A 26,788-nucleotide genomic window follows, 5' to 3' on the forward strand; every position below is an offset into this window, starting at 1 on the left:
CGAGACTGATCTCATGGCCCTCGACATTCACGCCCACCGCATCCTGATCCTCGACTTCGGTTCCCAGTACACTCAGCTGATCGCCCGCCGCGTGCGTGAAATCGGCGTGTACTGCGAACTGCATCCGTTCGACATGGACGACGAAGCGATTCGCGAATTCGCTCCAAAAGGCGTCATTCTCGCCGGCGGCCCCGAGTCCGTGCACGAAGCCAACAGCCCGCGTTGCCCGCAGGCGGTGTTTGACCTGGGCGTGCCGGTCTTCGGTATCTGCTACGGCATGCAGACCATGGCCGAGCAACTGGGCGGCAAGGTTGAAGGTTCCGAGCTGCGTGAATTCGGTTACGCCCGTGTCGACGTGGTCGGCAAGAGCCGCCTGCTGGACGGTATCGAAGACCACATCGACGCCGACGGCCTGTTTGGCCTCGACGTATGGATGAGCCACGGTGACAAGGTCACCCGGATGCCGGAAGACTTCCACATCCTGGCCAGCACCCCGAGCTGCCCGATTGCCGGCATGTTCAACGACGAGCGCGGCTACTACGGCGTGCAGTTCCACCCGGAAGTGACCCACACCAAGCAAGGCGGTCGCATCCTGTCGCGCTTTATCCTCGACATCTGCCAGTGCGAAGCCCTGTGGACCCCGTCGAAGATCGCTGAAGACGCCATCGCCAACGTACGTGCCCAGGTCGGCACCGACAACGTCCTGCTGGGCCTGTCCGGCGGCGTTGACTCCTCCGTGGTTGCGGCGCTGCTGCACAAGGCCATCGGCGACCAACTGACCTGCGTCTTCGTCGACAACGGCCTGCTGCGCCTGCACGAAGGCGAGCAAGTGATGGCCATGTTCGCCGAGAACATGGGCGTCAAGGTGATCCGCGCCAACGCTGAAGATCAGTTCCTGAACAACCTGGCCGGCGAGTCCGACCCTGAGAAGAAGCGCAAGATCATCGGTCGCACCTTCATCGACGTATTCGATGCCCAGTCCAACAAACTGGACAACATCAAGTACCTCGCCCAGGGCACCATCTACCCGGACGTGATCGAATCGGCCGGCGCCAAGAGCGGCAAGGCCCACGTGATCAAGTCCCACCACAACGTGGGCGGCCTGCCTGAGGAAATGAACCTCAAGCTGGTAGAGCCACTGCGCGAACTGTTCAAGGACGAAGTCCGTCGTCTGGGCCTCGAACTCGGCCTGCCGTACGACATGGTCTACCGCCACCCATTCCCGGGCCCGGGCCTGGGCGTGCGGATCCTCGGTGAAGTGAAGAAGGAATACGCCGACCTGCTGCGCCGCGCCGACCACATCTTCATCGAAGAACTGCGCAAGGCCGACTGGTACCACAAGGTCAGCCAGGCGTTCGTAGTGTTCCAGCCGGTGAAGTCGGTTGGCGTGGTCGGCGATGGCCGTCGTTACGCCTGGGTTGTGGCCCTGCGTGCGGTGGAAACCATCGACTTCATGACCGCCCGTTGGGCACACCTGCCGTACGAACTGCTGGAGACGGTCAGCGGGCGTATCATCAATGAGATCGAAGGTATTTCGCGCGTGACTTATGACGTGTCGAGCAAGCCGCCGGCGACCATTGAGTGGGAGTGAACCTGCGGTAGCAGGTGAGCGCTGAATAACAAAACCCCGGCCTGGTGCCGGGGTTTTGTGTTTCTGGAGTTTGTCTACCGCCGCGCAATATCCGAAAAGTAAAACTTATCCAGCGTATGCCGCGACTCGGTGTACTCGAACTGCCGTCCATCCTGCAAAAACGTCTGGTTGCTCACCACGATCACATGGCTCTGGCCTTCGAGGTCCAGGTGTGTCTGGTCGTCCTTCCCCCGCGGCAGCGCTTCGATGGTGCGCTGGGCATAGCTGATCTGCAGCTGCAAGGTCTGTTCGATAAACGCATAGATCGACTGCTCGGCAATCTCCCGATCCAGCCCCGGTATCAGGTCGGCGACGAAGTGGTTGATGTCGAGGATCACCCGTTTGCCGTCGATCCGCCGCACCCGTTTGACCCGGGTAATCAGGCTGCCAGCTTCGGCCTCAATGTGTTGCATCAACGGGCCTTCCAGCGGGAATTGGCTGAACTCCACCACTTCGGTACTGACGTCGTCGCCGAGGGCGGCATGGGTCTCGCGAAAGCTGACGATACCGCCGAGCTGGAACTCGATGGGGTTGGGTGACAACACGAAGGTGCCCTTGCCGTGGATCTTTTGCGCGAAGCCGCGCTCCTGCAATTGCTCGATCGCCCGGCGTACCGTGCCACGGCTGGCCTGGTAGGCGTCCATCAGTTCGGTTTCGGAGGGCAGGCGCGTGCCGCGTTGCAGGCGTTCGGTGGTGATGCTGGCAAGCAGATCGGTATAGATCTGGTTGTATTTACTCATGGGGAAGGGCTCTGTGCCACGTTGGCGTTCAAGGCAGGAACCTTAGTGGCAGCGATGGGGTTTGTCCATGCAACCCATTGTAGAACTCGGAAATTTCTGACTCAAAAAACAGAAAATTAATCATTTTCAAACTCGTACATACGAGTTATTGCTTTAACTCGTACAGACGAGTACTTTTGGCTTCGGCGTGCTGCCTATGACCGCCCAATAAAAAAAACCAGAGTGGATACCAAGCATGAGCCACGACTATCCGAATATTGCCCGCGAGATTCTCAAGAACCTCGGCGGCAGCGACAACCTTGAGCAAGCTGCCCACTGCGTCACCCGCTTGCGCCTAGCCCTCAAGGACCCGAGCCTGGCCAACAGCGGCGAGCTGAACCAGGTCGACCTGGTCAAGGGTTCGTTCTTCACCGGCGGTCTGTTCCAGATCGTGATCGGCCCCGGCGAAGTGGAAAAAGTCTACGCCGCCCTGCGTGAGCAAACGGGCCTCGCCGCGTCGACCATCGCGGACGTGAAACAGAAAAGCGCCGACAAAATAAACCCGATGCAGCGCCTGGTGCGGGTGTTCTCCGATGTGTTCATGCCGATTTTGCCGGCGCTGATCATTGCCGGTTTGCTCATGGGGGTGAACAACCTGATGGGCGCCAAGGGCATGTTCATCGCGGACAAGACCTTGCTCGACGCCTATCCGAACCTGGATGGCCTGTGGAGCCTGATCAACCTGATGGCCAACACCTCGTTCGTGTTCCTGCCGGCACTGGTGGGCTGGTCGGCGGCCAAGCGCTTTGGTGGCAGTGAAATCCTCGGCATTGTCCTCGGCCTGATGCTGGTGCACCCCGATCTGCTCAACGCCTGGAACTACGGCAAGGCGGTCGCCGGCCTCGACGGCCAGAGCCTGCCGTACTTCGATATTTTCGGCTGGTTCAAGATCGAGAAGGTCGGCTACCAGGGCCAGATCCTGCCGATCCTGCTGGCCGCCTACGTGATGAGCGTGATTGAGAAATGGCTGCGGGCACGGGTGCCGAATGCCATTCAGTTGCTGGTGGTGCCGATCACTACCATCGTCGTCACCGGCGTACTGGCGCTGGCGATCATCGGCCCGGTGACCCGTCACCTGGGCATCCTGATCACCGAAGGCGTGGTCACCCTGTTTGACCTGGCGCCGATGGTCGGCGGCGCAATCTTCGGCCTGCTGTATGCACCGCTGGTGATCACCGGCATGCACCACATGTTCCTCGCCGTGGACCTGCAACTGATCTCCACCCAAGGCGGCACCTTTATCTGGCCGATGATCGTCATGTCCAACCTGGCCCAGGGCAGCGCGGCGCTCGGCGTGTTCTACATGAGCCGCAATGCGCGGGACAAGAGCATGGCGTCCACCTCGGCGATTTCCGCCTACTTCGGCATCACCGAGCCGGCGATGTTCGGGGTCAACCTGCGCTTCAAGTTTCCGTTCTACGCGGCGCTGACCGGCTCGGCGCTGGGCAGTATTTTCCTGTCATTGAACAAGGTCCAGGCCTCGGCGATTGGCGTGGGTGGCTTGCCCGGGTTCATCTCGATCATCCCGCAGTACATCCCAAGTTTTGTCATCGGCATGGTCGTCGCGATTGTCGTGCCGTTTGTTTTGACCTGTGTGTTGAGCATGAAAATTGTCCGGCCCGGATACCGGGTCGCCTGATCTACCGCTATCGCAGGCAAGCCAGCTCCCACAGTTGATCGCATTTCCAGATTGAAGGAACCCGTCATGCAAAACTGGCAACATTCGGTGATCTACCAGATCTACCCCAAAAGCTTCCACAGCCACGCGGGTAACGCCACCGGTGACCTGCTGGGCATCGTGGACAAGCTCGATTACCTGAAGTGGCTGGGCGTCGACTGCCTGTGGATCACCCCGTTCCTGCGTTCGCCACAGCGCGACAACGGCTACGACATCAGTGACTACTACGCCATCGACCCGAGCTACGGGACCATGGCCGATTGCGACCTGCTGATCAGCGAAGCCGCCAAGCGCGGCATCACGCTGATGCTCGACATCGTGGTCAACCACACCTCCATCGAACACGAGTGGTTCCAGCAGGCCCGCAGCAGCCTCGACAACCCGTACCGCGACTTCTACATCTGGCGCGACCAGCCGAACAACTGGGAATCCAAGTTCGGCGGCTCGGCCTGGGAATACGAGGCGCAGACCGGCCAGTACTTCCTGCACCTGTTCGACCACACCCAGGCCGACCTGAACTGGGACAACCCCAAGGTGCGCGCCGAAGTGTTCAAGCTGATGCGCTTCTGGCGCGACAAGGGCGTGGGCGGTTTCCGCCTGGACGTGATCAACCTGATCTCCAAGCCGGCGGATTTTCCGGAAGACAACAGCGACGGTCGGCGCTTCTACACCGACGGCCCGAACGTGCATGAATACCTGAAGGAAATGCACCGCGAAGTGTTCGAGGGGCATGACCTGATCAACGTCGGCGAGATGTCGTCCACCAGCCTTGAGCACTGCATTCGTTATTCGAATCCACAGTCGAAAGAGCTGTCGATGACCTTCAACTTTCACCACCTGAAAGTCGATTATCCGAACCTGCAGAAGTGGGTCGCGGCCGACTTCGACTTCCTGCAACTCAAGCAGATTCTGTCCGACTGGCAACTCGGCATGCAGGCCGGTGGCGGCTGGAATGCGCTGTTCTGGTGTAACCACGACCAGCCGCGGGTGGTCTCGCGTTTTGGTGACGACGGCGAGCACCGCGTGGTCTCGGCGAAGATGCTCGCCACCGCGCTGCACTTCCTCCAGGGCACGCCTTTCGTGTACCAGGGCGAAGAGCTGGGGATGACCAATCCGGGCTTCGACACCATCGACCAATACCGGGATGTCGAGACGCTGAACATCTATCGGCTCAAGCGTGAGGCCGGTGAGTCCGAGGCATCGAGCATGGCGGCGATCATGCAGAAGTCCCGCGATAACAGCCGCACACCGATGCAATGGAATGCCGAGCAAAACGCTGGCTTCAGTCGCGGCGAACCGTGGATCGGCATCCCGGCCAACGCCGCGCAGATCAACGTGCAAAGCGAGCTGGATGACCCGCAATCGGTACTGCATCACTACCGTGCGCTGATCAAGCTGCGTCGGCATGAGCCGCTGATTCAGGAAGGCGTTTACCGCCAACTGCTGCCACAGCACACCCAGGTCTGGGCGTACCTGCGCGAAGGCCACGGCGAACGCCTGCTGGTGCTGAACAACTTCTACGGCACGCCATGCCAGATCGAACTGCCCGATGGCCTGCTGACGGCGGCGAGTGAGCAACGCCTGCTGATCAGCAACTACGACGACTGCCCACAGCGCTCGAGCCAGGTCTCGCTGCGCCCGTATGAATCGTTTGTGTTGCATCTCAAGGACTGAGACCCGCTTTACCTCCCCCGGCGTGGGAGAGCCGGGGCGCTTAAAAAAACATAATAAAAATATCGGAGTGCTTCATGAAAACAACAATAAAGCTGGGCCTCGTTGCATCCTGCCTGACCTTGCCGATGGCAGCCCAGGCGTTGGAATTTGCCGGCTACTTGCGTAGCGGTGCGGGGACTTCAACCGGCAGTGGCAAGCAGCAGTGCTTCCAGTTGCCGGGTGCACAATCCAAATACCGCCTGGGCAACGAGTGCGAGCAGTACGCCGAACTCGAATTGCGCCAGGACCTGCTGACCCTCGACGACGGCTCGGTGTTCAGCGTCGACGCCATGGCTTCGCTGTACAACAAGTACGACCGGGCGCTGAAGTTCCAGGGCGAAGACAACGGCTCGGCACGCATGCCGCAGATGTATGCGCAGTGGTCGAACATCCCCAGCCTCAACGGCGGTTCGCTGTGGGCCGGCCGGCGCTACTACAAACGAAACGACATCCATATCTCCGACTTCTACTACTGGAACCAGAGCGCCACGGGCGGCGGTATCGAGGACGTGAAAATCGGCGACCTGAAATACAGCTACGCGCTTTCCCGCAAGGACAACCTGTACCAGAAGGAATACGCCACCCGTCACGACTTTAACGTGGCCGGCTTCAAGACCAATCCCGGCGGCGAGCTGGAACTGGGCTTGAGCTACATCGAAAAAGCCGGTGGCCGTGACACCAACAGCGGCTGGGCCATTACCGCCCAGCATGTGCAGAAACCCTTCCTCGGCGGGCGCAACAAATTTGCCCTGCAGTACGGCGAAGGCCCCGGCACCGGCCTCGGCTACACCGGCGATACCTTCCTCGATAAAAGCAGCAAGAGCTACCGCGCAGTGGAGTTCTTCGACTGGCAAGTGACGCCACGGTTTGGCGGGCAGATCGAGGCCGTGTACCAGAAAGATATTCGCCCGGGCAGCCAGGATCAGACCTGGATGTCGCTGGGCGTGCGCCCGGCCTATGCGATTTCCGAACAGTTCAAGCTGGTCACCGAACTCGGTCATGATCAGGTCGAGGCCACCGGTGGCACGCGCAAGCTGAGCAAATTTACGTTCGCCCCGACCTGGTCGCCCAAAGGCCCGGATTTCTGGGCACGACCGGAAGTGCGCTTGTATTACACCTACGCGACCTGGAACGAAGCGGCCAAGCGTGCGGCCAATGAACTGGCCGCAGGTTCGGCGTTGTCCGACACCGGCAGTTATGGCACGGCGTTGCATGGCTCCAACTTTGGTGTGCAGGTTGAGTACTGGTGGAAATAAAGCCGTCGATGCCCAATGATTTTTACAGAACCAAACAGCAGGTGAAGTCATGACCACAACCCAATCCCTGGAATTGCTGGCGCCATTGTCCGGGGTGCTGCTCGCCCTGGACCAGGTGCCTGATCCGGTGTTCTCCAGTCGCCTGATCGGCGATGGCCTGTGCATCGATCCGACCTCGCAGACCCTCTGCGCGCCACTGGCCGGGGTGATCAGCAATATCCAGGACAGTGGTCATGCGGTGAGCATCACCGATGACAACGGCGTCCAGGTGCTGATGCACATCGGCCTGGACACCGTGAACCTGGCGGGCAAGGGTTTCACCCGATTGGTCGAGGAAGGCCAGCGGGTGGAAGCCGGGCAACCGCTGATTGAATTCGATGGCGACTACGTGGCGCTCAATGCCCGTAGTTTGCTGACCCTGATGCTGGTGGTCAGTGGCGAGCCCTTCAAGCTGCTGACGCCCGAGCAGGGCCTGGTGGACGTGGGGCAGCCACTGCTGCGAGTCACGCCGCAAGCCGTTGCCGACGAGGTGAAAGACGAGGAGGGTGACGCCCTGTTCTCCAGGCCACTGACCTTGCCCAACGCCAACGGCCTGCATGCGCGCCCGGCGGCGGTGCTGGCGCAGGCGGCCAAAGGCTTCAAGGCGAGTATTTACCTGCACAAGCAAACCGAGAGCGCCAACGCCAAGTCGCTGGTACGGATCATGGCGTTGCAAACGGTGCAGGGTGACACCTTGCAAGTCAGCGCGGCCGGCGAGGATGCCGAAGCGGCGATCCAGGCGCTGGTGACCTTGCTGGCCGAAGGCTGCGGCGAAACCGTCGCGGCTCCTCAACCTGACGCTGCACCCGTGGCGCCTGATTCATCGGCGACCTTGCTGCGCGGCGTGTGCGCCTCGCCCGGTTCGGCGTTTGGCCAAGTGGTGCAGGTCAAGGAGCCGGCACTGACGTTCGTAGAGACCGGCAAAGGTGAAGCGCTGGAACGTGCGGCCCTGACCCATGCCCTGAACAACGCCAATCAGGCGCTGCAAGCCCTGCAGGAAAAGGCCGTCGGCACTGCCCAGTCCGAGATCTTCCGCGCCCATCAGGAGTTGCTGGACGATCCGGCCCTGCTGGAACAAACCCGCGACCTGCTGGACCAGGGCAAGAGCGCGGCCTTCGCCTGGAACAGCGCCACCGAGGCCACCGCCACGCTCTTCCAGGGCCTGGGCAACGCCTTGCTTGCCGAGCGCGCTGCCGACCTGGCAGACGTTGGCCAGCGGGTGCTGAAATTGATCCTCGGGGTTCAGGACAGCGCCTGGGATTTGCCGGAGCAGGCAATCCTGATTGCCGAACAACTGACTCCCTCGCAAACCGCCAGCCTCGACACGCGCAAGGTGCTGGGTTTTGTGACGGTGGGCGGCGGCGCTACCAGCCACGTCGCCATTCTCGCCCGCGCCCTTGGCTTGCCGGCCATCTGCGGGGTGCCGGCGCAGGTGCTGGAACTGGCCAACGGCAAGCAAGTGCTGCTGGATGCCGACAAGGGCGAGTTGCACCTGGACCCGGACCTGGCCGAGATCGAACACTTGCAAGCCAGCCGCCAACAACAAGTGCTGCGCCGCCAGCGGGAAGTGGAGCAGGCGTCGTTGCCCGCTACGACCCGCGACGGTCATCACGTCGAAGTGACGGCCAACGTCGCATCGTTGCAGGAGGTGGAGCAGGCATTGTCCCTGGGGGGCGAAGGCGTTGGTTTGCTGCGTTCCGAGTTCCTCTACCTGGACCGCAACCGCGCGCCGAGCCCCGAGGAGCAGGCGGGCACCTACAGCGCCATCGCCCGTGCATTGGGCCCGCAGCGCAATCTGGTGGTGCGCACCCTCGACGTTGGTGGCGACAAGCCGTTGGCCTATGTGCCGATGGACAGCGAGACCAACCCGTTCCTTGGCCTGCGCGGGATTCGCCTGTGCCTGGAGCGCCCGGAACTGTTGCGTGAACAATTCCGTGCAATTCTCGCCAGTGCCGGTTTCGCCCGTTTGCACATCATGTTGCCGATGGTCAGCCTGCTCTCGGAGCTGCGCCTGGCGCGGCAGATTCTTGAAGAGGAAGCGCTGGCCCTGGGGCTGACGGAACTGCCGAAGCTGGGAATCATGATCGAAGTGCCATCGGCGGCATTGATGGCCGATCTGTTTGCGCCGGAGGTGGATTTCTTCTCCATCGGCACCAACGACCTGACCCAATACACCCTGGCCATGGATCGCGATCACCCGCGCCTCGCCAGCCAGGCCGACAGCTTTCACCCGGCGGTGCTGCGCCTGATCGCCACCACCGTCAAGGCGGCCCATGCCCATGGCAAGTGGGTCGGCGTGTGTGGGGCGTTGGCGTCTGAAGCGCTGGCGGTGCCGGTGCTGATCGGGCTGGGGGTGGATGAGTTGTCGGTCAGCGTGCCGCTGATCCCGACCATCAAGGCTACCGTGCGCGAGCTGGACCTGGCGGACTGCCAATCCATCGCCCGCCAGGTGCTCGGCCTGGAAGAAGCGGCGCAGGTTCGCGAGGCCTTGCGCCTGTACCACGCGGCTACCGTTGAAACCTCATTGGTTGTGGAGAACTGACATGTTCGAGAAATTTCAGCGGGCGTTCTGGAAGGCCCTGACGCCGGATCTGGTGCTTGAAACGCCGCAGGCAGCTCCAGTGAGCGAAACACTGTTGGCCCCGGCAGTGCTGAATGCGCTGGGCGGCGCGGAGAATCTCAAGTCGCAGCAGCGGGTAGCACTGACCCGGGTGCGGGTGCAGTTGCAGGATGCGGGGCGGTTGGATGCACAGGCGCTCAAGGCGGCAGGCGTGCCGGGCGTGATGGTGTTGGCGGGTGGGGTGGTGCACCTGCTTACCGGCCTGAACACCGCTCTATAAGACGACGAAGATCAAATGTGGGAGCGGGCTTGCTCGCGAAGGCGGTGTGTCAGTCAATCCATTTGCTGGCTGAACCACCGCCTTCGCGAGCAAGCCCGCTCCCACATTGGTTTTGTGGTGTTTGGATAATCGGGGGATTACAGCGGCGGGGTTTCTTCCGTCGGCTTGGTCTTGTCCACACCCGGGACATGCAGGTTGCCTTCGACCACCTGGTTGCCTTCCAGCTGCGGCTGCGTCACCCACGTCAGGATGTCGTAGTAACGCCGGATGTTCGCCACAAAATGCACGGGCTCACCGCCACGGGCATAGCCATACCGCGTCTTGCTGTACCACTGCTTCTGCGACAGGCGCGGCAGCATCTTCTTCACGTCCAGCCACTTGTTCGGGTTCAGGCCTTCTTTTTCGGCCAGCTTGCGCGCGTCGTCCAAATGGCCGGTGCCGACGTTGTACGCCGCCAGGGCAAACCAGGTGCGGTCCGGCTCGGCAATCTTGTCGTCCAGCTCATCCTTGATCTTGGCCAGGTACTTGGCGCCGCCCATGATGCTCTGCTTGGCGTCCAGGCGGTTGGACACGCCCATGGCCTGCGCCGTGTTCTGGGTCAGCATCATCAGGCCGCGCACGCCGGTCTTGGAGGTCACCGCCGGCTGCCAGAGTGATTCCTGGTAGCCGATGGCCGCCAGCAGGCGCCAGTCGACCTTTTCTTCCTTGGCATAGGCCCGGAAGTGTTTCTCGTATTTGGGCAGGCGCTGCTGCAGATGCTGGGCGAAGGTGTAGGCGCCCATGTAGCCGAGTACGTCGACGTGCCCGTAATAGCGATCTTTCAGGCGTTGCAGCGTGCCGTTCTTTTCCACCTTGTCGAGGTAGTTGTTGACCTCGTTGAGCAGGCTGTTGTCTTCACCGGCGGCGACCGCCCAGGCCTGATGGCTGGCGTCACCGAGGTCAAAGGCCACCCGCACGTTGGGGAAGTACACCTGGTTCATCGCCACTTCGTTGGAGTCCACCAGGGTCAGGTCGATCTGGCCCTCATCCACCATGCGCAGCAGGTCGACCACCTCAACGGCGTCGGACTCTTCGTAGTCAATCCCGGGAAACTGTTTTTTCAGCTGCGCCAGTTGCTCGGCGTGGGTGCTGCCCTTGAGCACCATGATCTTCTTGCCCACCAGGTCTGCCGCGGTGGTCGGCCGGGACTGGCCGTTGCGGTAGATGATCTGCGGGGTGACTTCCAGATAAGGGTGGGAGAAACGCACTTGCTGGCGACGTTGCTCACTGCTGACCAGGCCGGCGGCGGCCAGTACCGGGCCGTTGGGTTTGCCGATCTGCGAGAACAGGTCATCCAGGTTGTCGGCCGCCTCGATCTCGAGCTTTACCCCCAACTCGTCGGCAAAACGTTTCACCAGTTCGTATTCGAAGCCGGTTTCGCCGTTACGGTCCTGGAAATAAGTGGCCGGACTGTTTCGGGTGACCACCCGCAATACGCCATCCTCCTTGATTCGCTCGAGGGTGTTGGGTTTATCCACACACGCACTGAGCAGCAGGAAGAGTCCGGTAACGAAGAGCCATTTGGCGCATCGCGGGCGTAAAGCAGTAGGGGAGAACATCTGCGCAGTATACGCAAAGGACCCTCGGCGCCATATCTCGACAGCGGGGCACTTGTCTGCTAGCGCCCGTAAACCTTGGCTGCAGCCCGCAGAAACGGGGCTTGGCAGGCGATTGTGACGGTTAAAATAACTGCCCGGAATAGCCTGTATGGCCATATGATATCGTGCGATTTATGCCAACTGACGTCCGGCTGCGGCCACTGGTGCCGTTTCGGGTGCCGTTGGCGACGGTTTACGCTAGAATGCACGGCCTCAAAGCACACCCCCTTCCCGAGGCTGTCCCGAAGATGTTGATCCTGCGCGGCGCTCCTGCCCTTTCTGCCTTTCGCCACAGCAAACTCCTTGAGCAACTGAGCCAGAAGGTACCTTCTGTCAGTGGCTTGTATGCTGAATTTGCTCACTTCGCCGACGTTACTGGCGTTTTGACCGCCGACGAACAGCAAGTGCTGGCGCGCCTTCTGAAGTACGGTCCCAGCGTTCCTGTTCAAGAGCCTAACGGCCGCTTGTTCCTGGTCCTGCCACGGTTCGGCACCATCTCGCCCTGGTCGAGCAAGGCCAGCGACATCGCCCGCAACTGCGGCCTGGACAAAATCCAGCGCCTGGAACGCGGGATTGCCTTCTATGTAGCAGGCCAGTTCAGCGAGGCCGAGGCCGAGCTGATCGCCAGCAGCCTGCACGACCGCATGACCCAGATCATCGTCAGCCAGCTGGAACAGGCCGCCGGTCTGTTCAGCCACGCCGAGCCCAAGCCGCTGACCGCGATTGACGTGCTCGGTGGTGGCCGTGCCGCCCTGGAAACCGCCAACACCGAGCTGGGCCTGGCCCTGGCCGAAGACGAAATTGACTACCTGGTCAACGCCTTCATCGGCCTGAAGCGCAACCCCCACGACATCGAACTGATGATGTTCGCCCAGGCGAACTCCGAGCACTGCCGCCACAAGATCTTCAACGCCAGTTGGGACATCGACGGCCAGAGCCAGGAAAAAAGCCTGTTCGGCATGATCAAGAACACCTACGTGATGCACAGCGAAGGCGTTCTGTCGGCTTATAAGGACAACGCCTCGGTCATCGTCGGCTCTGTCGCCGGCCGTTTCTTCCCGGACCCTGAAACCCGCCAGTACGGCGCGGTGCAGGAGCCGGTGCACATCCTGATGAAAGTCGAGACCCACAACCACCCGACCGCGATTGCCCCGTTCCCGGGCGCAGCCACCGGTTCCGGCGGCGAGATTCGCGACGAAGGTGCAACCGGTCGTGGCGCCAAGCCAAAGGCTGGCCTCACCGGCTTCACCGTGTCCAACCTGCAGATCCCGGGCTTCGAACAGCCGTGGGAAGTGCCGTACGGCAAGCCTGAGCGCATCGTCACCGCGCTGGACATCATGATCGAAGGCCCGCTGGGCGGCGCCGCGTTCAACAACGAATTCGGGCGTCCGGCCCTGACCGGTTACTTCCGTACTTTCGAGCAATCCATCACCACCCCCCGTGGCGATGAAGTGCGCGGTTACCACAAGCCAATCATGTTGGCCGGCGGCATGGGCAACATCCGCGCCGAACACGTACAGAAAGGCGAGATTCTGGTCGGCTCCAAGCTGATCGTCCTCGGTGGCCCGGCGATGCTGATCGGCCTGGGCGGCGGCGCCGCTTCCTCCATGGCCACCGGCACCAGCTCGGCCGACCTGGACTTCGCTTCCGTACAGCGTGAAAACCCTGAGATGGAACGCCGTTGCCAGGAAGTAATCGACCGTTGCTGGCAACTGGGTGACAAGAACCCCATCAGCTTCATCCACGACGTCGGCGCAGGTGGCTTGTCCAACGCCTTCCCGGAACTGGTCAACGATGGCGATCGTGGCGGCCGTTTCGAACTGCGCAACATTCCAAACGACGAGCCGGGCATGGCTCCGCACGAAATCTGGAGCAACGAATCCCAGGAACGCTACGTGTTGGCGGTAGGTCCTGCAGACTTCGAACGCTTCCAGGCGATTTGCGAGCGCGAGCGCTGCCCGTTTGCGGTAGTCGGCGAAGCCACTGCCGAGCCGCAACTGACGGTCACCGACAGCCACTTCGGCAACAGCCCGGTGGACATGCCGCTGGAAGTGCTGCTGGGCAAAGCCCCGCGCATGCACCGTTCGGCCGTGCGTGAAAACGAACTGGGCGACGATTTCGATCCATCGACCCTGGCCATCGCCGACTGCGTGGAGCGCGTCCTGCACCACCCGGCCGTTGCCAGCAAAAGCTTCCTGATCACCATCGGCGACCGCACCATCACTGGTCTGGTTGCCCGTGATCAAATGGTCGGCCCGTGGCAGGTCCCGGTGGCTGACGTTGCCGTCACCGCCACCAGCTTCGACGTGTACACCGGTGAAGCCATGGCCATGGGCGAGCGCACTCCGCTGGCGCTGCTGGACGCTCCGGCGTCGGGCCGCATGGCCATCGGCGAAACCCTGACCAACATCGCGGCTTCGCGTATCGCCAAGATCTCCGACATCAAGCTGTCGGCCAACTGGATGTCCGCTGCCGGTCACCCGGGTGAAGATGCGCGCCTGTACGACACCGTGAAAGCGGTCGGCATGGAGCTGTGCCCTGAGCTGGGCATCACCATTCCGGTGGGCAAGGACTCCATGTCCATGGCCACCCGCTGGAACGATGAAGGCGTGGACAAGAGCGTCACCTCGCCGCTGTCGCTGATCGTTACCGGCTTTGCGCCAGTCACCGACATTCGCCAGACCCTGACCCCGCAACTGCGCATGGACAAGGGCACCACCGACCTGATCCTGATCGACCTCGGTCGCGGTCAGAACCGCATGGGCGCCTCGATCCTTGCCCAGGTGCACGGCAAGCTCGGCAAGCAGGCCCCGGACGTCGACGACGCCGAAGACCTGAAAGCTTTCTTCGCCGTGATCCAGGGCCTGAACGCCGACGGCCACCTGCTGGCTTACCACGACCGTTCCGACGGTGGTTTGCTGACCAGCGCCGTGGAAATGGCCTTCGCCGGTCACTGCGGCCTGAGCCTGAACCTCGATGGCCTGGCAGAAACTTCCGCTGACATCGCAGCAATCCTGTTCAACGAAGAGCTGGGCGCCGTTATCCAGGTTCGCCAGGACGCAACCCCGGACGTACTCGCACAGTTCAGCGCCGCTGGCCTGGGCGACTGCGTGGCCGTGATTGGCCAGCCGATCAACAACGGTGAAATCAACATCGTCTTCAACGGCGAAACCGTGTTTGAAGGCCAGCGCCGCCTGCTGCAACGCCAGTGGGCCGAGACCAGCTACCAGATCCAGCGCCTGCGCGACAACGCCGATTGCGCCGAGCAGGAATTCGACGTGATCCTGGAAGAAGACAACCCGGGCCTGAGCACCAAGCTCAGCTTCGACGTCAACCAGGACATCGCCGCGCCTTACATCAAGAAAGGCATCCGCCCACAAGTGGCCGTACTGCGTGAGCAGGGCGTCAACGGCCAGGTGGAAATGGCGGCGGCGTTCGACCGTGCCGGCTTCAATGCGATCGACGTGCACATGAGCGACATCCTCGCCGGTCGCGTCGACCTCAATGAGTTCAAAGGCCTGGTTGCCTGCGGTGGTTTCTCCTACGGCGACGTACTGGGTGCCGGTGAAGGCTGGGCCAAGTCGGCCCTGTTCAACAGCCGTGCCCGTGACGCGTTCCAGGGCTTCTTCGAGCGTAATGACAGCTTCACCCTGGGTGTGTGCAACGGTTGCCAGATGATGTCCAACCTCAGCGAACTGATCCCGGGCAGCGAGTTCTGGCCGCACTTTGTGCGTAACCGCTCCGAGCAGTTCGAAGCGCGGGTTGCGATGGTCCAAGTACAGGAATCCAACTCGATCTTCCTGCAAGGCATGGCCGGTTCGCGCATGCCAATCGCCATCGCCCACGGTGAAGGCCATGCGGAATTCGCCAGCGAAGAAGCACTGCTGGAAGCCGACCTGTCCGGTACTGTGGCCCTGCGTTTTGTCGACAACCACGGCAAGGTCACCGAAGGCTACCCGGCCAACCCGAACGGCTCGCCGCGCGGGATCACCGGGCTGACCAGCCGCGACGGTCGCGTCACCATCATGATGCCGCACCCGGAGCGTGTGTTCCGCGCCGTGCAGAACTCGTGGCGCCCGGAAGAGTGGAACGAAGACGGCGCGTGGATGCGCATGTTCCGTAACGCTCGCGTCTGGGTGAACTAAGTCGGTGTACAAGCTCAGCTTCTTTGTGCCCGACAGCCACGTGGAGACGGTGAAAACCGCCGTCTTCGCAGCCGGCGGCGGGCGCATCGGCAACTACGACAGCTGCGCCTGGCAGGTACTGGGCCAGGGCCAATTCCGCGCGATGGACGGCAGCCAGCCGTTTATCGGGCAGGTGGGGCAGGTTGAAGTGGTTGAAGAGTGGAAGGTTGAGTTGGTGGTGGCGGATGAGTTGATCGTGGCTGTGGTGGCTGCGTTGAAGCTTAGCCATCCGTACGAGACACCGGCGTATGAGGTGTGGCAGTTGGCGGATTTTTGATTCGCTGGTTGAAAAACAAGAAACCCGCTGGGCCAGTTTGGTCAGCGGGTTTTTTGTTGCCTGTAGGGCCTCATCGCGGGCAAGCCCGGCTCCCACATTGGACCGCGTTGCCATGTCTGGTGGCGATCAAATGTGGGAGCTGGCTTGTCGGAGCGACTCGGATTTTTCTGACAAGTCTTTCAGGTTGTCCCTCGGAACCTGCCTCTCTAACCTTCGCCAGTCGCTGCCAATTCAGTGACCGGGACTGCAAGCTCGTAAACATCACTAGGAGCATATTCTTCTCGGAGCTTCACGATGGTCAACGAAAACACTTCATCTTCCATAGCCTCGCTTCAAGCTGCAGCCCGTCAGGCGACGAGTCAACCTGCCGATCAGTTATTCACCCTTGTACCTAATCTGGATAGCGAAACCCTGCTGGCCAACGCCTCTCAGGACCTTGCCTCAGTGCAGGCGCTGACGGTTCATCTGGCGTTTGAAGTCGACGGTTCCCACCGTGATGTGGCGCTGGGGATTTGTCGGATGCTGGAGGGGATTCAAATGATGGTGGATCGGATGCTGGACTTGTATGAGGTGCCTGAGCCCGAGTAATTCGGCGCCTGTGAGGGCCATTCGCGAGCAAGCCCGCTCCCACATTTGACCGCGTTGCCATGACGGGCACCGATCAAAATGTGGGAGCGGGCTTGCTCGCGAAGAGGCCCTGATGCTCAGCAAAGATTCAGGCTTTTACCCCAACCTCACGGCCACTGACCAACCGCTCCAACGCCTCACCCAACCCCGAAGCCTTGTCACCAATCAGCAAGTGCCAAACCCCACTCTCAAGCTGGCTCACACCCTGGCAACCCAGCGCCGTCAGTTGAGATTCCGACAACACCGAACCATCCCCCAACTCCACCCGCAGCCGCGTCATCGCCACCGCATCCAATTGCAAAACATTGGCCCGACCGCCCAGCGCACTCAGCCATTTCTCGGCCTCATGCACGTTCACCGGCGTGCTCTTCTCAACCGGTGCAGCAGCGACCGGAGTGACTCCAACATACGAAGGCATCGCCAACCGAATCTCATCGGCAATGCTGTCCGCCATCGGCCCGACCACCACCTGCAAACTCCCGCCATTACCCGGTCGAACCACGGCCATCGCACCCAGCGCCTTCAACTCGGCATCCACCGCCTTGTTGCGGTCCACCATGTCCAGCCGCAGACGCGTCGTGCAAGCACCCACACTCAGCAGATTCTCTGCACCACCCAGCGCCCGAATGTAAGCGCCGGCCCGCTGGTTATCGGTCATGGCCTCAGCCTGCGCGACTTGAATATCCTCGCGCCCCGGCGTCTTCAAATTGAAGCGACGGATGCAGTAGTTGAACACGCTGTAGTAGATCACCGCATACGCCAGCCCAACCGGGAATACCAACCAGCCGTTGGTGGATTTACCCCAGCCCAGCACCATGTCGATAAACCCACCGGAGAAGGTAAAGCCCAGGTGAATGTTGAGCATGTTGGTGATCGCCATCGACAACCCGGTCAGCAGCGCATGCACCAGGTACAGGAACGGCGCGAGGAACATGAAGGCGAATTCGATCGGCTCGGTGACCCCGGTCAGGAACGAGGTCAGCGCCATCGACAGGAAAATCCCGCCCATGATCTTGCGCCGCTCCGGCAGTGCATTGCGGTACATCGCCAGGCACGCCGCCGGCAGGCCGAACAGCATTACCGGGAACATGCCGGTCATGAACTGCCCACCTTTCGGGTCGCCGGCAAAATAGCGAGTCAGGTCGCCGGTCACTACCGCGCCGGTCGTCGGGTCGGTGAAGGTGCCGAACACAAACCACGCCATGTTGTTGAGGATATGGTGCAAGCCGGTGACGATCAGCAGGCGGTTGAACACGCCAAACACGAACGCACCAAAACTGCCGCTTTCCATCAGCAGCACGCCGAAGCTGTTGATGCCTTGCTGCACGGGTGGCCAGATCAAACCAAAGATCACCCCCAGCGCCACCGCGGAGAACCCGGTGACGATCGGCACAAACCGTCGCCCACCAAAGAATGCGAGGTACTCCGGCAGCTTGATGTCCTTGAAGCGGTTATACAGCGCACCGGCCATCAAGCCGCTGGCGATGCCCGCGAGCATGCCCATGTTGATGCTGGCGTCCATCACCTTGAGGGTGGAGACCATCACCAGGTAACCGATGGCGCCTGCCAGGCCCGCCGTGCCGTTGTTGTCGCGGGCAAAACCCACGGCAATGCCGATGGCAAAGATCAGCGCCAGGTTGGCGAAGATCGCCTGCCCGGCGTCGTGCATCACCGCGATGTTCAGCAGGTCAGTGTCGCCCAGTCGCAGCAGGAGGCCGGCGATCGGCAAAATCGCGATCGGCAGCATCAGTGCACGGCCCAGGCGTTGCAGCCCTTCGATAAAATATTGGTACACGGCGTGTCTCCCTATTCTTGTTGTTTTCAGCTCAGCGGCCAGTGGTGTTGACAGGCTTGGCGAACGGCTTTGGCGCTGCTCAGGTTAAGCAGGCTTTGGCTCAGTTGCCGGCATTGGGCTGCGTCCAGGTGACGGACACGGTCCTTGATTTCTCCGATTTGCGGCGGGCTGACGGACAGCTCGCTGATGCCCAGACCGATCAGCACCGGCGTGGCCAGCGGGTCGGACGCCAGCGCCCCGCACACACCGACCCAGCGCCCATGCTTGGCTGCGCCGATGCACGTCTGGGCGATCAGCCGCAACAGCGCCGGGTGCATGGCATCGACCCGGGCGGCGAGGCCGGCGTGGTCGCGGTCCATGGCGAGGGTGTACTGGGACAGGTCATTGGTGCCGATGGACAGAAAGTCCGCGTGCTCGGCCAGTTGTTCGGCCATCAGCGCCGCCGCGGGCACTTCGATCATCACGCCCAGTTCCGGGCGTTGGGTCAGTTCCAACTCGGCGCACAGTTCATCGAGGCGCTGGCGAATGTGCAGCAGTTCGTCGACTTCGCTGACCATTGGCAGCAGGATGCGGCAACGTTCCAGCGGGCTGACCTGGAGAAGGGCACGCAGTTGCTGGTCCAGCACCTCCGGACGCACTTGCGCCATGCGAATGCCCCGCAGGCCCAGCACCGGGTTGGTCTCGAACGGCAGCGGCAGGTAGTCGAGTTGCTTGTCGCCGCCGACGTCGATGGTGCGGATGATCACGGATTTGTCGCCCATGGCATCCAGCACGGCTTGGTAGGCCTGGCGCTGCTCTTGCTCGTCGGGCGCAGTGCGGCGGTCGACGAAGAGAAATTCTGTGCGCAGCAGGCCGACTCCATCGGCGCCATTCTCGAAGGCCAGTTGGGCTTCGGCGCTGGAGGCGACATTCGCGGCCACTTCAATGCGCACGCCATCCTGAGTGCTGGCGGTGCCTTGAGCCTGCGCGTGCTGCTGTTGGCGCCGCAGTTTCTGTGCATCGCGCAACTGGTGAACCTGGGCGTGGCGTGCATCATCCGGCGTCAGCTCCAGGCGGCCGTTGGCGGCATCCAGCACCACGCGCTGGCCTTGGGGCACATCAAGCAATTCAGTGCCCAGTGCAACCACGCACGGCAAGCCTTTACCCCGCGCCAGAATCGCCACATGAGACGTCGCGCCGCCTTCGGCCATGCAGATACCGGCGGCGTGTTGATTGCTCAGTTGCAGCAGATCCGATGGGGTCAGCTCATGGGCCGAGACGATAGCGCCGGCCGGCAAATCAAAATTCCAGGCCTCGCCCAGCAACGCCCGCAGCACGCGTTGCTGCAAGTCGCGCAGGTCGTTGGCGCGTTCGGCGAACAGCGGTTTACCCAGTGCCAGCAGCACCGCGCATTGGGCCTGGATCGCATCACGCCAGGCGTGAGTGGCGGCGCTGCCCTGTTCGATGGCGGCGGTGGCGGCCTCCAGCAACGTAGGGTCTTCCAGCAGGGCCAGGTGGGCGGCGAAGATCTCTTCTTCCTCCACATCCTTGCGCTGACGGGCCTGGTCCAGGGTGTGGCGGATTTCGCTACGCACCTGTTCCAGGGCGCTGTCCAGGTGCTGCAATTGTTCATCCGGCACGTTGTTGCCCGGGTCCACCAGCAGCTCGATTCCGTTCAGGCGGAACAACGGGCCGCAGACCAACCCCGGCGCGGCACACACGCCTTGCAGTACTCCGGCTTCGGTATTCGCGCGGCGTGGGGCGACGGCCACTGGAGCGTGATGCGCTTCGCCAACTTCCACCGACAGCGCAGCGATCAGTGCTTGCAGCGCCGCTTCACAATCCTTGCCACGACAGGTGACCTGCACCTCGTCCTGCTCACCAATCCCCAGGCCCATCAAGCCGATCAGGCTGTCGCACGAAGCCGACTTGCCAGCGAAATGCAGCTGCGACTGGCTGCTGAATGCCTGTGCGGTCTTGCGGATCAAGGCAGCGGGGCGCGCGTGCAGGCCGCCACGATGGGTGATGCGAATAGTCGCGCTGGCTTCGGTGACCGACTCATCAATCACTTTCGCTGCACCGGCCAACCGTGCAACCACATGCAGCAGCGGCTCGCCGACCTTCACTGTTTTCAAGGTGATCGGCCGTAGCTCAAACAGCTCGCTGTTGGTCAGGATGATCAGGCTGACCAGGCTTTTGCACTGGCGCGCAATCAGGTCCAGGTCAAACTGGACCAGTGCCTGGCCCTTGCTGACCCGCGCACCTTGCTTGACCAGCAGCGCAAAGCCTTCGCCATTCAATTCCACCGTGTCGATGCCCACGTGCATCAGCAATTCAGCGCCGTTATCGGCGCGAATGGTCAGCGCATGCCCGGTGCGGGCGACGTGGATGATCACGCCATCACACGGCGCGTGCAGGCAATCGTTGAGCGGGTCGATGGCAATGCCGTCGCCCATGGCGCCACTGGCGAACACTTCGTCGGGAACGTCGCCCAGGGTCAGCACCGGCCCACTGAGGGGAGCGCTGAGGGTGAGGTCTTTATTATTGTGGGACATGGGCACGGTACTCATCAGGAAAACGCTGCAATCAACTCAGTGGGTGCGGGTCACTTTGCTCAAGTGACGCGGTTGGTCCGGGTCCATGCCCCGGGCCTCTGCCAAACCGGCGGCCATCACGTAGAAACTCTGGATCGCCAGGATCGGGTCCAGGGCCGGGTGTTCGGCGCGGCTCAGGGTCAGGTCGCGCTCGGCGATGTCATCGGGAGCGGCCAGCAGCACGCGGGCACCGCGCTGGCGCATATCGGCGGCCAGGCTCAGCAGGCCGGCTTGTTCGGCGCCGCGTGGGGCGAAGACCAGCAGCGGGTAGTTGTCATCGATCAGGGCCATCGGGCCATGGCGCACTTCGGCGCTGCTGAAGGCTTCGGCCTGGATCGCCGAGGTTTCCTTGAGYTTGAGCGCGGCTTCCTGGGCRATGGCAAAACCGGCGCCACGACCGATCACCATCAGTTGCTGGCAGTCGCGCAGGGCGTCGATGGCCAGGCTCCAGTCTTGCCTGGCGGCTTCACGCAAACCTTCGGGCAGTGCCTTACAGGCTTGCAGCAACTCGTCTTCCTGATTCCAGTGGCCGATCAGCTGGGCGCTGGCGCTCAGGGTGGCGATAAAGCTTTTGGTGGCGGCGACGCTGCGTTCCGGCCCGGCGCACAGCGGCACATGGAATTCGCAGGCGGCTTCCAGTGGCGAGTCTTCGGCGTTGACCATCGAGATGCTCAAGGCACCGCGCTTGCGCAACAGGCGCAGGCTGTTGACCAGGTCCGGGCTCTGTCCCGACTGGGAGAAACCGAACGCCACTTGCCCGCTGACCTTGAGCGGCGATTGCAGCATGGTCACCACCGACATCGGCAACGACGCCACCGGAATCCCCAGGTGTTGCATGGTCAGGTAGGCGAAGTAACTGGCGGCGTGGTCCGAGCTGCCACGGGCGATGGTCATCGCCACTTGCGGCGGCTGGCGACGCAGGCGGCCGGCGACTTCCTCCAGCAATGGGTCCAGGCGTTGCAGTTGAGCCTCGACGGCCTCGCAGGAGGCCAGGGCCTCTTCAAGCATTTTTGAAGTCAATGGTTTCTCCTTCGACCATTACGTCGGTGAGGTGCAGGGAGCGGTCCAGGCGCACGCAGTCGGCAAAGCTGCCGGGTTGCAGGCGACCGCGTTCTTCGAGGCCCAGGTAGTCCGCAGGAAATTGCGACAGGCGTTGTGAGGCTTCGCTGATCGGCAGGCCGATCTTCACCAGGTTGCGCAGCGCCTGGTCCATGGTCAGGGTGCTGCCGGCCAGCGTTCCATCGGCCAGGCGGACGCCGCCCAGGCACTTGGTCACGGTGTGGCTGCCCAGCTTGTATTCGCCGTCGGGCATGCCGGCAGCGGCGGTGGAATCGGTGACGCAATACAGGCACGGGATCGAGCGCAGCGCCACGCGCATGGCACCGGGGTGCACGTGCAGCAGGTCGGGAATCAACTCGGCGTATTTGGCGTGGGCCAGGGCCGCGCCGACGATGCCGGGCTCGCGGTGATGCAGCGGGCTCATGGCGTTGTACAAGTGGGTAAAGCTGGTGGCCCCGGCGGCGAGGGCGGCGACGCCTTCTTCGTAGCTGCCCAGGGTGTGGCCGATCTGCATGCGCACGCCACGTTCGCTGAGGGCGCGGATCAGGCCGTCATGGCCGGCGATTTCCGGAGCAATGGTGATCACCCGGATCGGCGCCAGGCGCAGGTATTCTTCGACTTCGGCCATCAAGGCGGTGTGGGCGAAGTTCGGTTGTGCGCCGAGTTTTCCCGGATTGATGTAGGGACCTTCCAGGTGCACGCCCAGGACACGAGCGGTGCCGGTCGGGCGGCTTTCGCAATAGGTGCCGATTTCGCCGAGCACGCGGGAAATCTCATCCACTGGCGCGGTCATGGTGGTGGCCAGCAGCGAGGTGGTGCCAAACCGCACGTGGGTGCGGGTGATGGTGTGGAAGGCGTCGGTGCCTTCCATGATGTCTTTGCCGCCACCGCCGTGCACGTGCAGGTCGATAAAGCCTGGCAGCAGGTACGGCAGGTCGTTGTCAGCCGGGTTGCACGGGCTGCCTTCTACGGCAGTGACCTTGCCGTGCTGGTGCACCAGGCGGCCGCGAATCCAGCCGTGTGGCGTGAGGATATTGTCTTCGGACATGGGCAGTTCTCTAAATTCGCAGTTCAGCGGAATAGTCGTGGCGGCGCAGTTCTGCGACGAAGTCGTAGTAGTCGTTGCGGCAGTAGGTGTCGGTGATTTCAATCGGGGTGTTGTCGGCGGTGTAGCCCACCCGGGTCATCAGCAGCATGGCGGTGCCGGGGGCGATGCCCACCAGGGCTGCGAACTCATCCGAGGCGTTGATCGCCTGGATGTGTTGCAGGGCGCGCACGATGGGTTTGCCGATGCTTTCCAGGTATTCGTAGAGCGAGTTGCCGATGGCCTGCGGGTGGGGGAGGACGGAGGCGGGCATGGCGGTCATTTCAATCGCCATCACCGTGTCGTCGGCCTTACGCAAACGCTTGAGCCGCGCGACTTTGTCGCTGGGTGACAGGCCCAGGCGAATCAATTCTTCATGGGTCGGCGGGGTGATGTCGCGCTCCAGCCACTGGGACGTCGGCACAAAGCCCTTGAGCCGGAGCATTTCGCTGAAGCCCGAGAGGCGCGACAGCGGTTGTTCCAGGCGTGGCGTGATGAAGGTTCCGGAGCCTTGGCTGCGACGGATCAGACCTTGTTCGAACAGCACTTCCAGCGCCTTGCGGGCGGTCACCCGGGAAATGCTCAGTTGCTCGCTGAGGGCACGTTCCGACGGCAAAGCCTGCTCGGATTTCCACTGGCCGGCATGAATCGCGGCTTCGAGGTTGCGGGCCAGTTGCAGGTACAGCGGCGTCGATTGTTTATCGTCGGGGCGCAGGGCCAGGATGGGGTTCATCGTGTCGGTTTCCGATGCGGTTATTGGAGTGTTGTCGCCCGGTAGTGATCGCAAGCTAATACCACTTAAATACCATGTCAATGCAGCGAAAACAGTGCAGGCGAGCGTTTGCGGGCGCCTTAATAGTGCGCCAGTTCAAGTGGTATTAGAGAGGTCTTTATTTCAGGCAGAAGCGCGCAGCTTGCCGAGGTGAACTGGTATTCACCGGCAGGCCACCCATGGGGCGGGAATTTTTTTTGAATTATTTTACGAGGGGCAGGAAATTACGGACGAATCTCGATCATCGTGCCGTCTTTCACCAGGTTCCAGACTTCGCGCATGTCGACATTGCGCATGCCGATGCAGCCGTCGGTCCAGTCCAGGGTGTGGAACAGCTCTTCGGGGTAGTCCTCGGCGTCGGGGGTGCCGTGGATCATGATCATGCTGCCGGGCTTGACCCCTTCGCGGCGGGCGCGCGCGGAATCGCTGATATTGGGGTAGGAGATGTGCATGGCCAGGTTGAAGCGGTCGCTGGTCTTGCGCCAGTCGATCCAGTAGAAACCTTCCGGGGTGCGGCGGTCGCCTTCCATCAGCTTGGTGCCCTTGGGGTTCTTCCCCAGGGAAATGCGGTAGGTCCTGAGGGGCTTGCCGTCATTAATCAGTTGCAACTGATGGGCAGACTTGAGCACCAGGATTTTCTCGACGGGTTTGCCCCCCAGGATCACTTGGGTGGAGGCTGGCGACAGCGTGGCAAACGACAGGCAGATCAGAGCAAGCAACCAACGCATTGAAACGGTATCCCCTGAAAAGACTACGTGCCGCCTGGATTGTTATTTGGCCAACTGGGTCAGCGGCGGCACCGATTCGCTGCGCACCGGATACGACTGTTGCCGGCGGTCAGCAAAAAAGCATTCTAAGGTACGCCCGACCGTGCGGAAAGCCAGCTCGGACCAAGGGATGTCGGCTTCATCGAATAAGCGCACTTCAAGGCTTTCGGGGCCGGCGGCAAAATCCAGGTCGATCAGTTCGGCCCGGTAGAAGATGTGCACCTGGCTGATGTGAGGCACGTCGATCAGGGTGTAGATGCTCAGGTTGCGCACCCGGGCGCAGGCTTCTTCGAGGGTTTCGCGCATCGCGGCCTGCTCGACGGTCTCGCCGTTCTCCATGAAGCCGGCGGGCAAGGTCCAGAAACCCAGGCGCGGCTCGATGGCGCGCCGGCACAGCAGCACCTGGTCGCCCCACACCGGTACGGTGCCCGCGACGATATTGGGGTTCTGGTAGTGAATGGTCTGACAGTGATCGCAGACATAACGCAGGCGTGCGTCGCCTTCGGGAATGCGCTGGGTGACCGGTTTACCGCACTGGCTGCAGAAGTTCATGCTGGGGTTCCTGGAGAGTGCGCCTATCTTGGCGTGACCGGGTATGGGCTGCAAGTTGTCGTTTAGCGACATGGCCAGGGTTTTGGGGTTGGGCGTGCGCAAGGTTTGGTGCATGATGCAAGGTAGCCAACAGACCGAGATGACTCATGCTGGACGAGCTACTTCGCCGGGTAAGCAATCATACGCCCCACACGCTGGAGACCGACGGTCGTTTCCCGGAAGCGGCAGTACTGGTGCCGATCACCCGCAGTGACGAACCCGAGCTGATCCTGACCTTGCGCGCCAGCGGGTTATCCACCCATGGCGGCGAAGTGGCGTTCCCTGGCGGGCGCCGCGACCCTGAAGATCCCGACCTGATATTCACCGCGCTGCGCGAAGCCGAAGAAGAAATCGGCCTGCCGCCGGGCCTGGTGGAAGTCATCGGCCCGTTGAGCCCGCTGATTTCCCTGCACGGTATCCGTGTCACGCCTTATGTAGGCGTTATCCCCGATTACGTCGAATACCTGGCCAATGACGCCGAGATCGCCGCTGTTTTCAGCGTGCCCCTGGAGTTTTTTCGCCAGGATCCCCGCGAACACACCCACCGTATCGATTACCAGGGCCGCAGTTGGTATGTGCCCAGTTATCGGTTTGGCGAATACAAGATCTGGGGCCTGACGGCGATCATGATCGTCGAGCTGATCAATCTGCTCTATGACGATGCCGACATCAGCCTGCATCGACCGCCGAAAAGCTTCATCAATACCTAAGAGCCAGATGGCCATCGTTCCTGCCGTGAGGATCCACCTATGAAATACCGCCTGGGCGACGCCCGAGTCGAAACCCATCCCAACAGCTGGGTGGCCCCCAATGCCACGCTGGTGGGCAAGGTCAAGCTGGAGGAGGGCGCCAACGTCTGGTTCAACGCGGTGTTGCGCGGCGACAACGAGCTGATCCTGATCGGCAAGAACAGCAACGTGCAGGACGGCAGCGTGATGCACACCGACATGGGTTACCCGCTGACCCTTGGCACCGGCGTGACCATCGGCCATAACGCCATGTTGCATGGCTGCACCGTCGACGATTACAGCCTGATTGGCATCAATGCGGTGATTCTTAACGGGGCGAAGATCGGCAAGCACTGCATCATCGGCGCCAATTCGCTGATCGGCGAGGGCAAGGAAATTCCCGATGGTTCGTTGGTGATGGGCTCGCCGGGCAAGGTGGTGCGGGAACTGACCGACGTGCAGAAGAAAATGCTCGAGGCCAGCGCTGCGCACTATGTGCATAACTCCCAGCGGTATGCCCGTGATCTGGTTGAGCAGGAAGAATGAACCCGGTAGAACGACCCGTCGCCTCGCCGTGCGTGAGCATTTGTGCGCTGGATGACGATGATATCTGCACGGGATGCCAGCGCACGGTGGAAGAGATTACCCGCTGGAGTCGCATGGACAATACCGAGCGCCGGGTAGTGCTGGGGTTGTGCCATGAGCGGGCGAAGGCGAGTGGGCTGGTGTGGATGATTCCCGGTAAATCCGGCGCCTGAT

At 61.9% G+C, this 26,788-nt stretch carries 21 protein-coding genes; 12 read left to right on the top strand and 9 right to left on the bottom strand.

The features are described 5' to 3' along the window. Positions 1–13 precede the first annotated feature (13 nt). Positions 14–1,591, top strand: a complete 1,578-nt coding sequence (gene guaA / locus JV201_RS05090) for a glutamine-hydrolyzing GMP synthase (RefSeq protein ID WP_003209644.1) — start codon at positions 14–16, stop codon at positions 1,589–1,591. A gap of 74 nt (positions 1,592–1,665) precedes the next feature. Here the strand turns inward: guaA and treR are convergent, their stop codons facing one another. Next, the gene (gene treR, locus JV201_RS05095; protein ID WP_003209636.1) at positions 1,666–2,370 is read right to left on the bottom strand and encodes a trehalose operon repressor; all 705 of its coding nucleotides are present in this window, start codon (positions 2,368–2,370) and stop codon (positions 1,666–1,668) included. A gap of 235 nt (positions 2,371–2,605) precedes the next feature. Here treR and treP point away from each other — a divergent pair, with 235 nt between their 5' ends. The 5 genes from treP to JV201_RS05120 all read left to right on the top strand — a co-directional run bounded on the left by treP (position 2,606) and on the right by JV201_RS05120 (position 9,935). After that, positions 2,606–4,048: a PTS system trehalose-specific EIIBC component gene (gene treP / locus JV201_RS05100; RefSeq protein ID WP_008438268.1), complete on the top strand. Its 1,443-nt coding sequence runs from the start codon at positions 2,606–2,608 to the stop codon at positions 4,046–4,048. A 66-nt stretch (positions 4,049–4,114) separates the two neighbouring features. Further along, positions 4,115–5,761: an alpha,alpha-phosphotrehalase gene (gene treC / locus JV201_RS05105; RefSeq protein ID WP_003209630.1), complete on the top strand. Its 1,647-nt coding sequence runs from the start codon at positions 4,115–4,117 to the stop codon at positions 5,759–5,761. A 74-nt stretch (positions 5,762–5,835) separates the two neighbouring features. After that, positions 5,836–7,056: a carbohydrate porin gene (locus JV201_RS05110; RefSeq protein WP_177025477.1), complete on the top strand. Its 1,221-nt coding sequence runs from the start codon at positions 5,836–5,838 to the stop codon at positions 7,054–7,056. A gap of 49 nt (positions 7,057–7,105) precedes the next feature. Beyond that, positions 7,106–9,637 carry a phosphoenolpyruvate--protein phosphotransferase gene (ptsP, locus tag JV201_RS05115; RefSeq protein WP_219406594.1) on the top strand — a complete coding sequence of 844 codons (2,532 nt, stop codon included), beginning with the start codon at positions 7,106–7,108 and terminating at the stop codon, positions 9,635–9,637. Position 9,638: 1 nt separating this feature from the next. Beyond that, positions 9,639–9,935 carry a PTS transporter subunit EIIB gene (locus tag JV201_RS05120; RefSeq protein ID WP_003209625.1) on the top strand — a complete coding sequence of 99 codons (297 nt, stop codon included), beginning with the start codon at positions 9,639–9,641 and terminating at the stop codon, positions 9,933–9,935. A 137-nt stretch (positions 9,936–10,072) separates the two neighbouring features. Here the strand turns inward: JV201_RS05120 and mltF are convergent, their stop codons facing one another. Continuing rightward, the gene (gene mltF / locus JV201_RS05125) at positions 10,073–11,533 is read right to left on the bottom strand and encodes a membrane-bound lytic murein transglycosylase MltF (protein WP_177008154.1); all 1,461 of its coding nucleotides are present in this window, start codon (positions 11,531–11,533) and stop codon (positions 10,073–10,075) included. A 287-nt stretch (positions 11,534–11,820) separates the two neighbouring features. Here mltF and purL point away from each other — a divergent pair, with 287 nt between their 5' ends. From purL to JV201_RS05140, 3 genes are all read left to right on the top strand, one after another. Beyond that, entirely contained in the window at positions 11,821–15,717 is a 3,897-nt protein-coding gene (gene purL, locus JV201_RS05130) for a phosphoribosylformylglycinamidine synthase (protein WP_008438262.1), read from the top strand. A gap of 4 nt (positions 15,718–15,721) precedes the next feature. Then, complete coding sequence (locus JV201_RS05135) at positions 15,722–16,033, top strand: NGG1p interacting factor NIF3 (RefSeq protein ID WP_087695123.1); 312 nt, start codon at positions 15,722–15,724, stop codon at positions 16,031–16,033. A gap of 294 nt (positions 16,034–16,327) precedes the next feature. Next, positions 16,328–16,621, top strand: coding sequence for a DUF6124 family protein (locus tag JV201_RS05140; RefSeq protein WP_177020415.1), 294 nt, complete (start codon positions 16,328–16,330; stop codon positions 16,619–16,621). A 127-nt stretch (positions 16,622–16,748) separates the two neighbouring features. Here JV201_RS05140 and nagE read toward each other — a convergent pair whose 3' ends face one another. The 7 genes from nagE to JV201_RS05175 form a co-directional block, all read right to left on the bottom strand. Beyond that, positions 16,749–18,407 carry an N-acetylglucosamine-specific PTS transporter subunit IIBC gene (nagE, locus tag JV201_RS05145; RefSeq protein WP_218170368.1) on the bottom strand — a complete coding sequence of 553 codons (1,659 nt, stop codon included), beginning with the start codon at positions 18,405–18,407 and terminating at the stop codon, positions 16,749–16,751. 74 nt (positions 18,408–18,481) lie between these two features. Then, on the bottom strand, positions 18,482–20,989 hold the full coding sequence (gene ptsP / locus JV201_RS05150; protein WP_219406595.1) for a phosphoenolpyruvate--protein phosphotransferase: 2,508 nt from the start codon (positions 20,987–20,989) through the stop codon (positions 18,482–18,484). Positions 20,990–21,025: 36 nt separating this feature from the next. After that, positions 21,026–22,048 carry an SIS domain-containing protein gene (locus JV201_RS05155; RefSeq protein WP_177040149.1) on the bottom strand — a complete coding sequence of 341 codons (1,023 nt, stop codon included), beginning with the start codon at positions 22,046–22,048 and terminating at the stop codon, positions 21,026–21,028. Next, on the bottom strand, positions 22,029–23,135 hold the full coding sequence (gene nagA, locus JV201_RS05160) for an N-acetylglucosamine-6-phosphate deacetylase (RefSeq protein WP_087695120.1): 1,107 nt from the start codon (positions 23,133–23,135) through the stop codon (positions 22,029–22,031). The genes JV201_RS05155 and nagA overlap by 20 nt, the downstream gene beginning before the upstream one ends. Positions 23,136–23,145: 10 nt before the next feature. Continuing rightward, positions 23,146–23,904 (bottom strand): GntR family transcriptional regulator, encoded by a 759-nt coding sequence (locus tag JV201_RS05165; protein WP_003209609.1) that lies wholly within the window; start codon positions 23,902–23,904, stop codon positions 23,146–23,148. Between the two features lie 263 nt (positions 23,905–24,167). Beyond that, on the bottom strand, positions 24,168–24,671 hold the full coding sequence (locus tag JV201_RS05170) for a murein L,D-transpeptidase family protein (RefSeq protein ID WP_003209608.1): 504 nt from the start codon (positions 24,669–24,671) through the stop codon (positions 24,168–24,170). A 42-nt stretch (positions 24,672–24,713) separates the two neighbouring features. After that, complete coding sequence (locus tag JV201_RS05175) at positions 24,714–25,262, bottom strand: NUDIX hydrolase (RefSeq protein ID WP_003209606.1); 549 nt, start codon at positions 25,260–25,262, stop codon at positions 24,714–24,716. Positions 25,263–25,408: 146 nt separating this feature from the next. Between JV201_RS05175 and JV201_RS05180 the strand changes: the two genes are divergently transcribed. Genes JV201_RS05180 through JV201_RS05190 form a run of 3 tightly spaced genes read left to right on the top strand, consistent with a single transcriptional unit; the run spans position 25,409 to position 26,787 of the window. Further along, on the top strand, positions 25,409–26,011 hold the full coding sequence (locus tag JV201_RS05180) for a CoA pyrophosphatase (protein ID WP_003209605.1): 603 nt from the start codon (positions 25,409–25,411) through the stop codon (positions 26,009–26,011). Between the two features lie 39 nt (positions 26,012–26,050). Beyond that, positions 26,051–26,575 (top strand): gamma carbonic anhydrase family protein, encoded by a 525-nt coding sequence (locus JV201_RS05185; protein ID WP_003209603.1) that lies wholly within the window; start codon positions 26,051–26,053, stop codon positions 26,573–26,575. Beyond that, positions 26,572–26,787: a DUF1289 domain-containing protein gene (locus JV201_RS05190; protein WP_003209601.1), complete on the top strand. Its 216-nt coding sequence runs from the start codon at positions 26,572–26,574 to the stop codon at positions 26,785–26,787. The genes JV201_RS05185 and JV201_RS05190 overlap by 4 nt, the downstream gene beginning before the upstream one ends. The last annotated feature ends 1 nt before the right edge of the window (position 26,788 follow it).

The organism is Pseudomonas sp. Colony2 (assembly GCF_019382755.1).
Taxonomy (GTDB): Bacteria; Pseudomonadota; Gammaproteobacteria; order Pseudomonadales; family Pseudomonadaceae; genus Aquipseudomonas.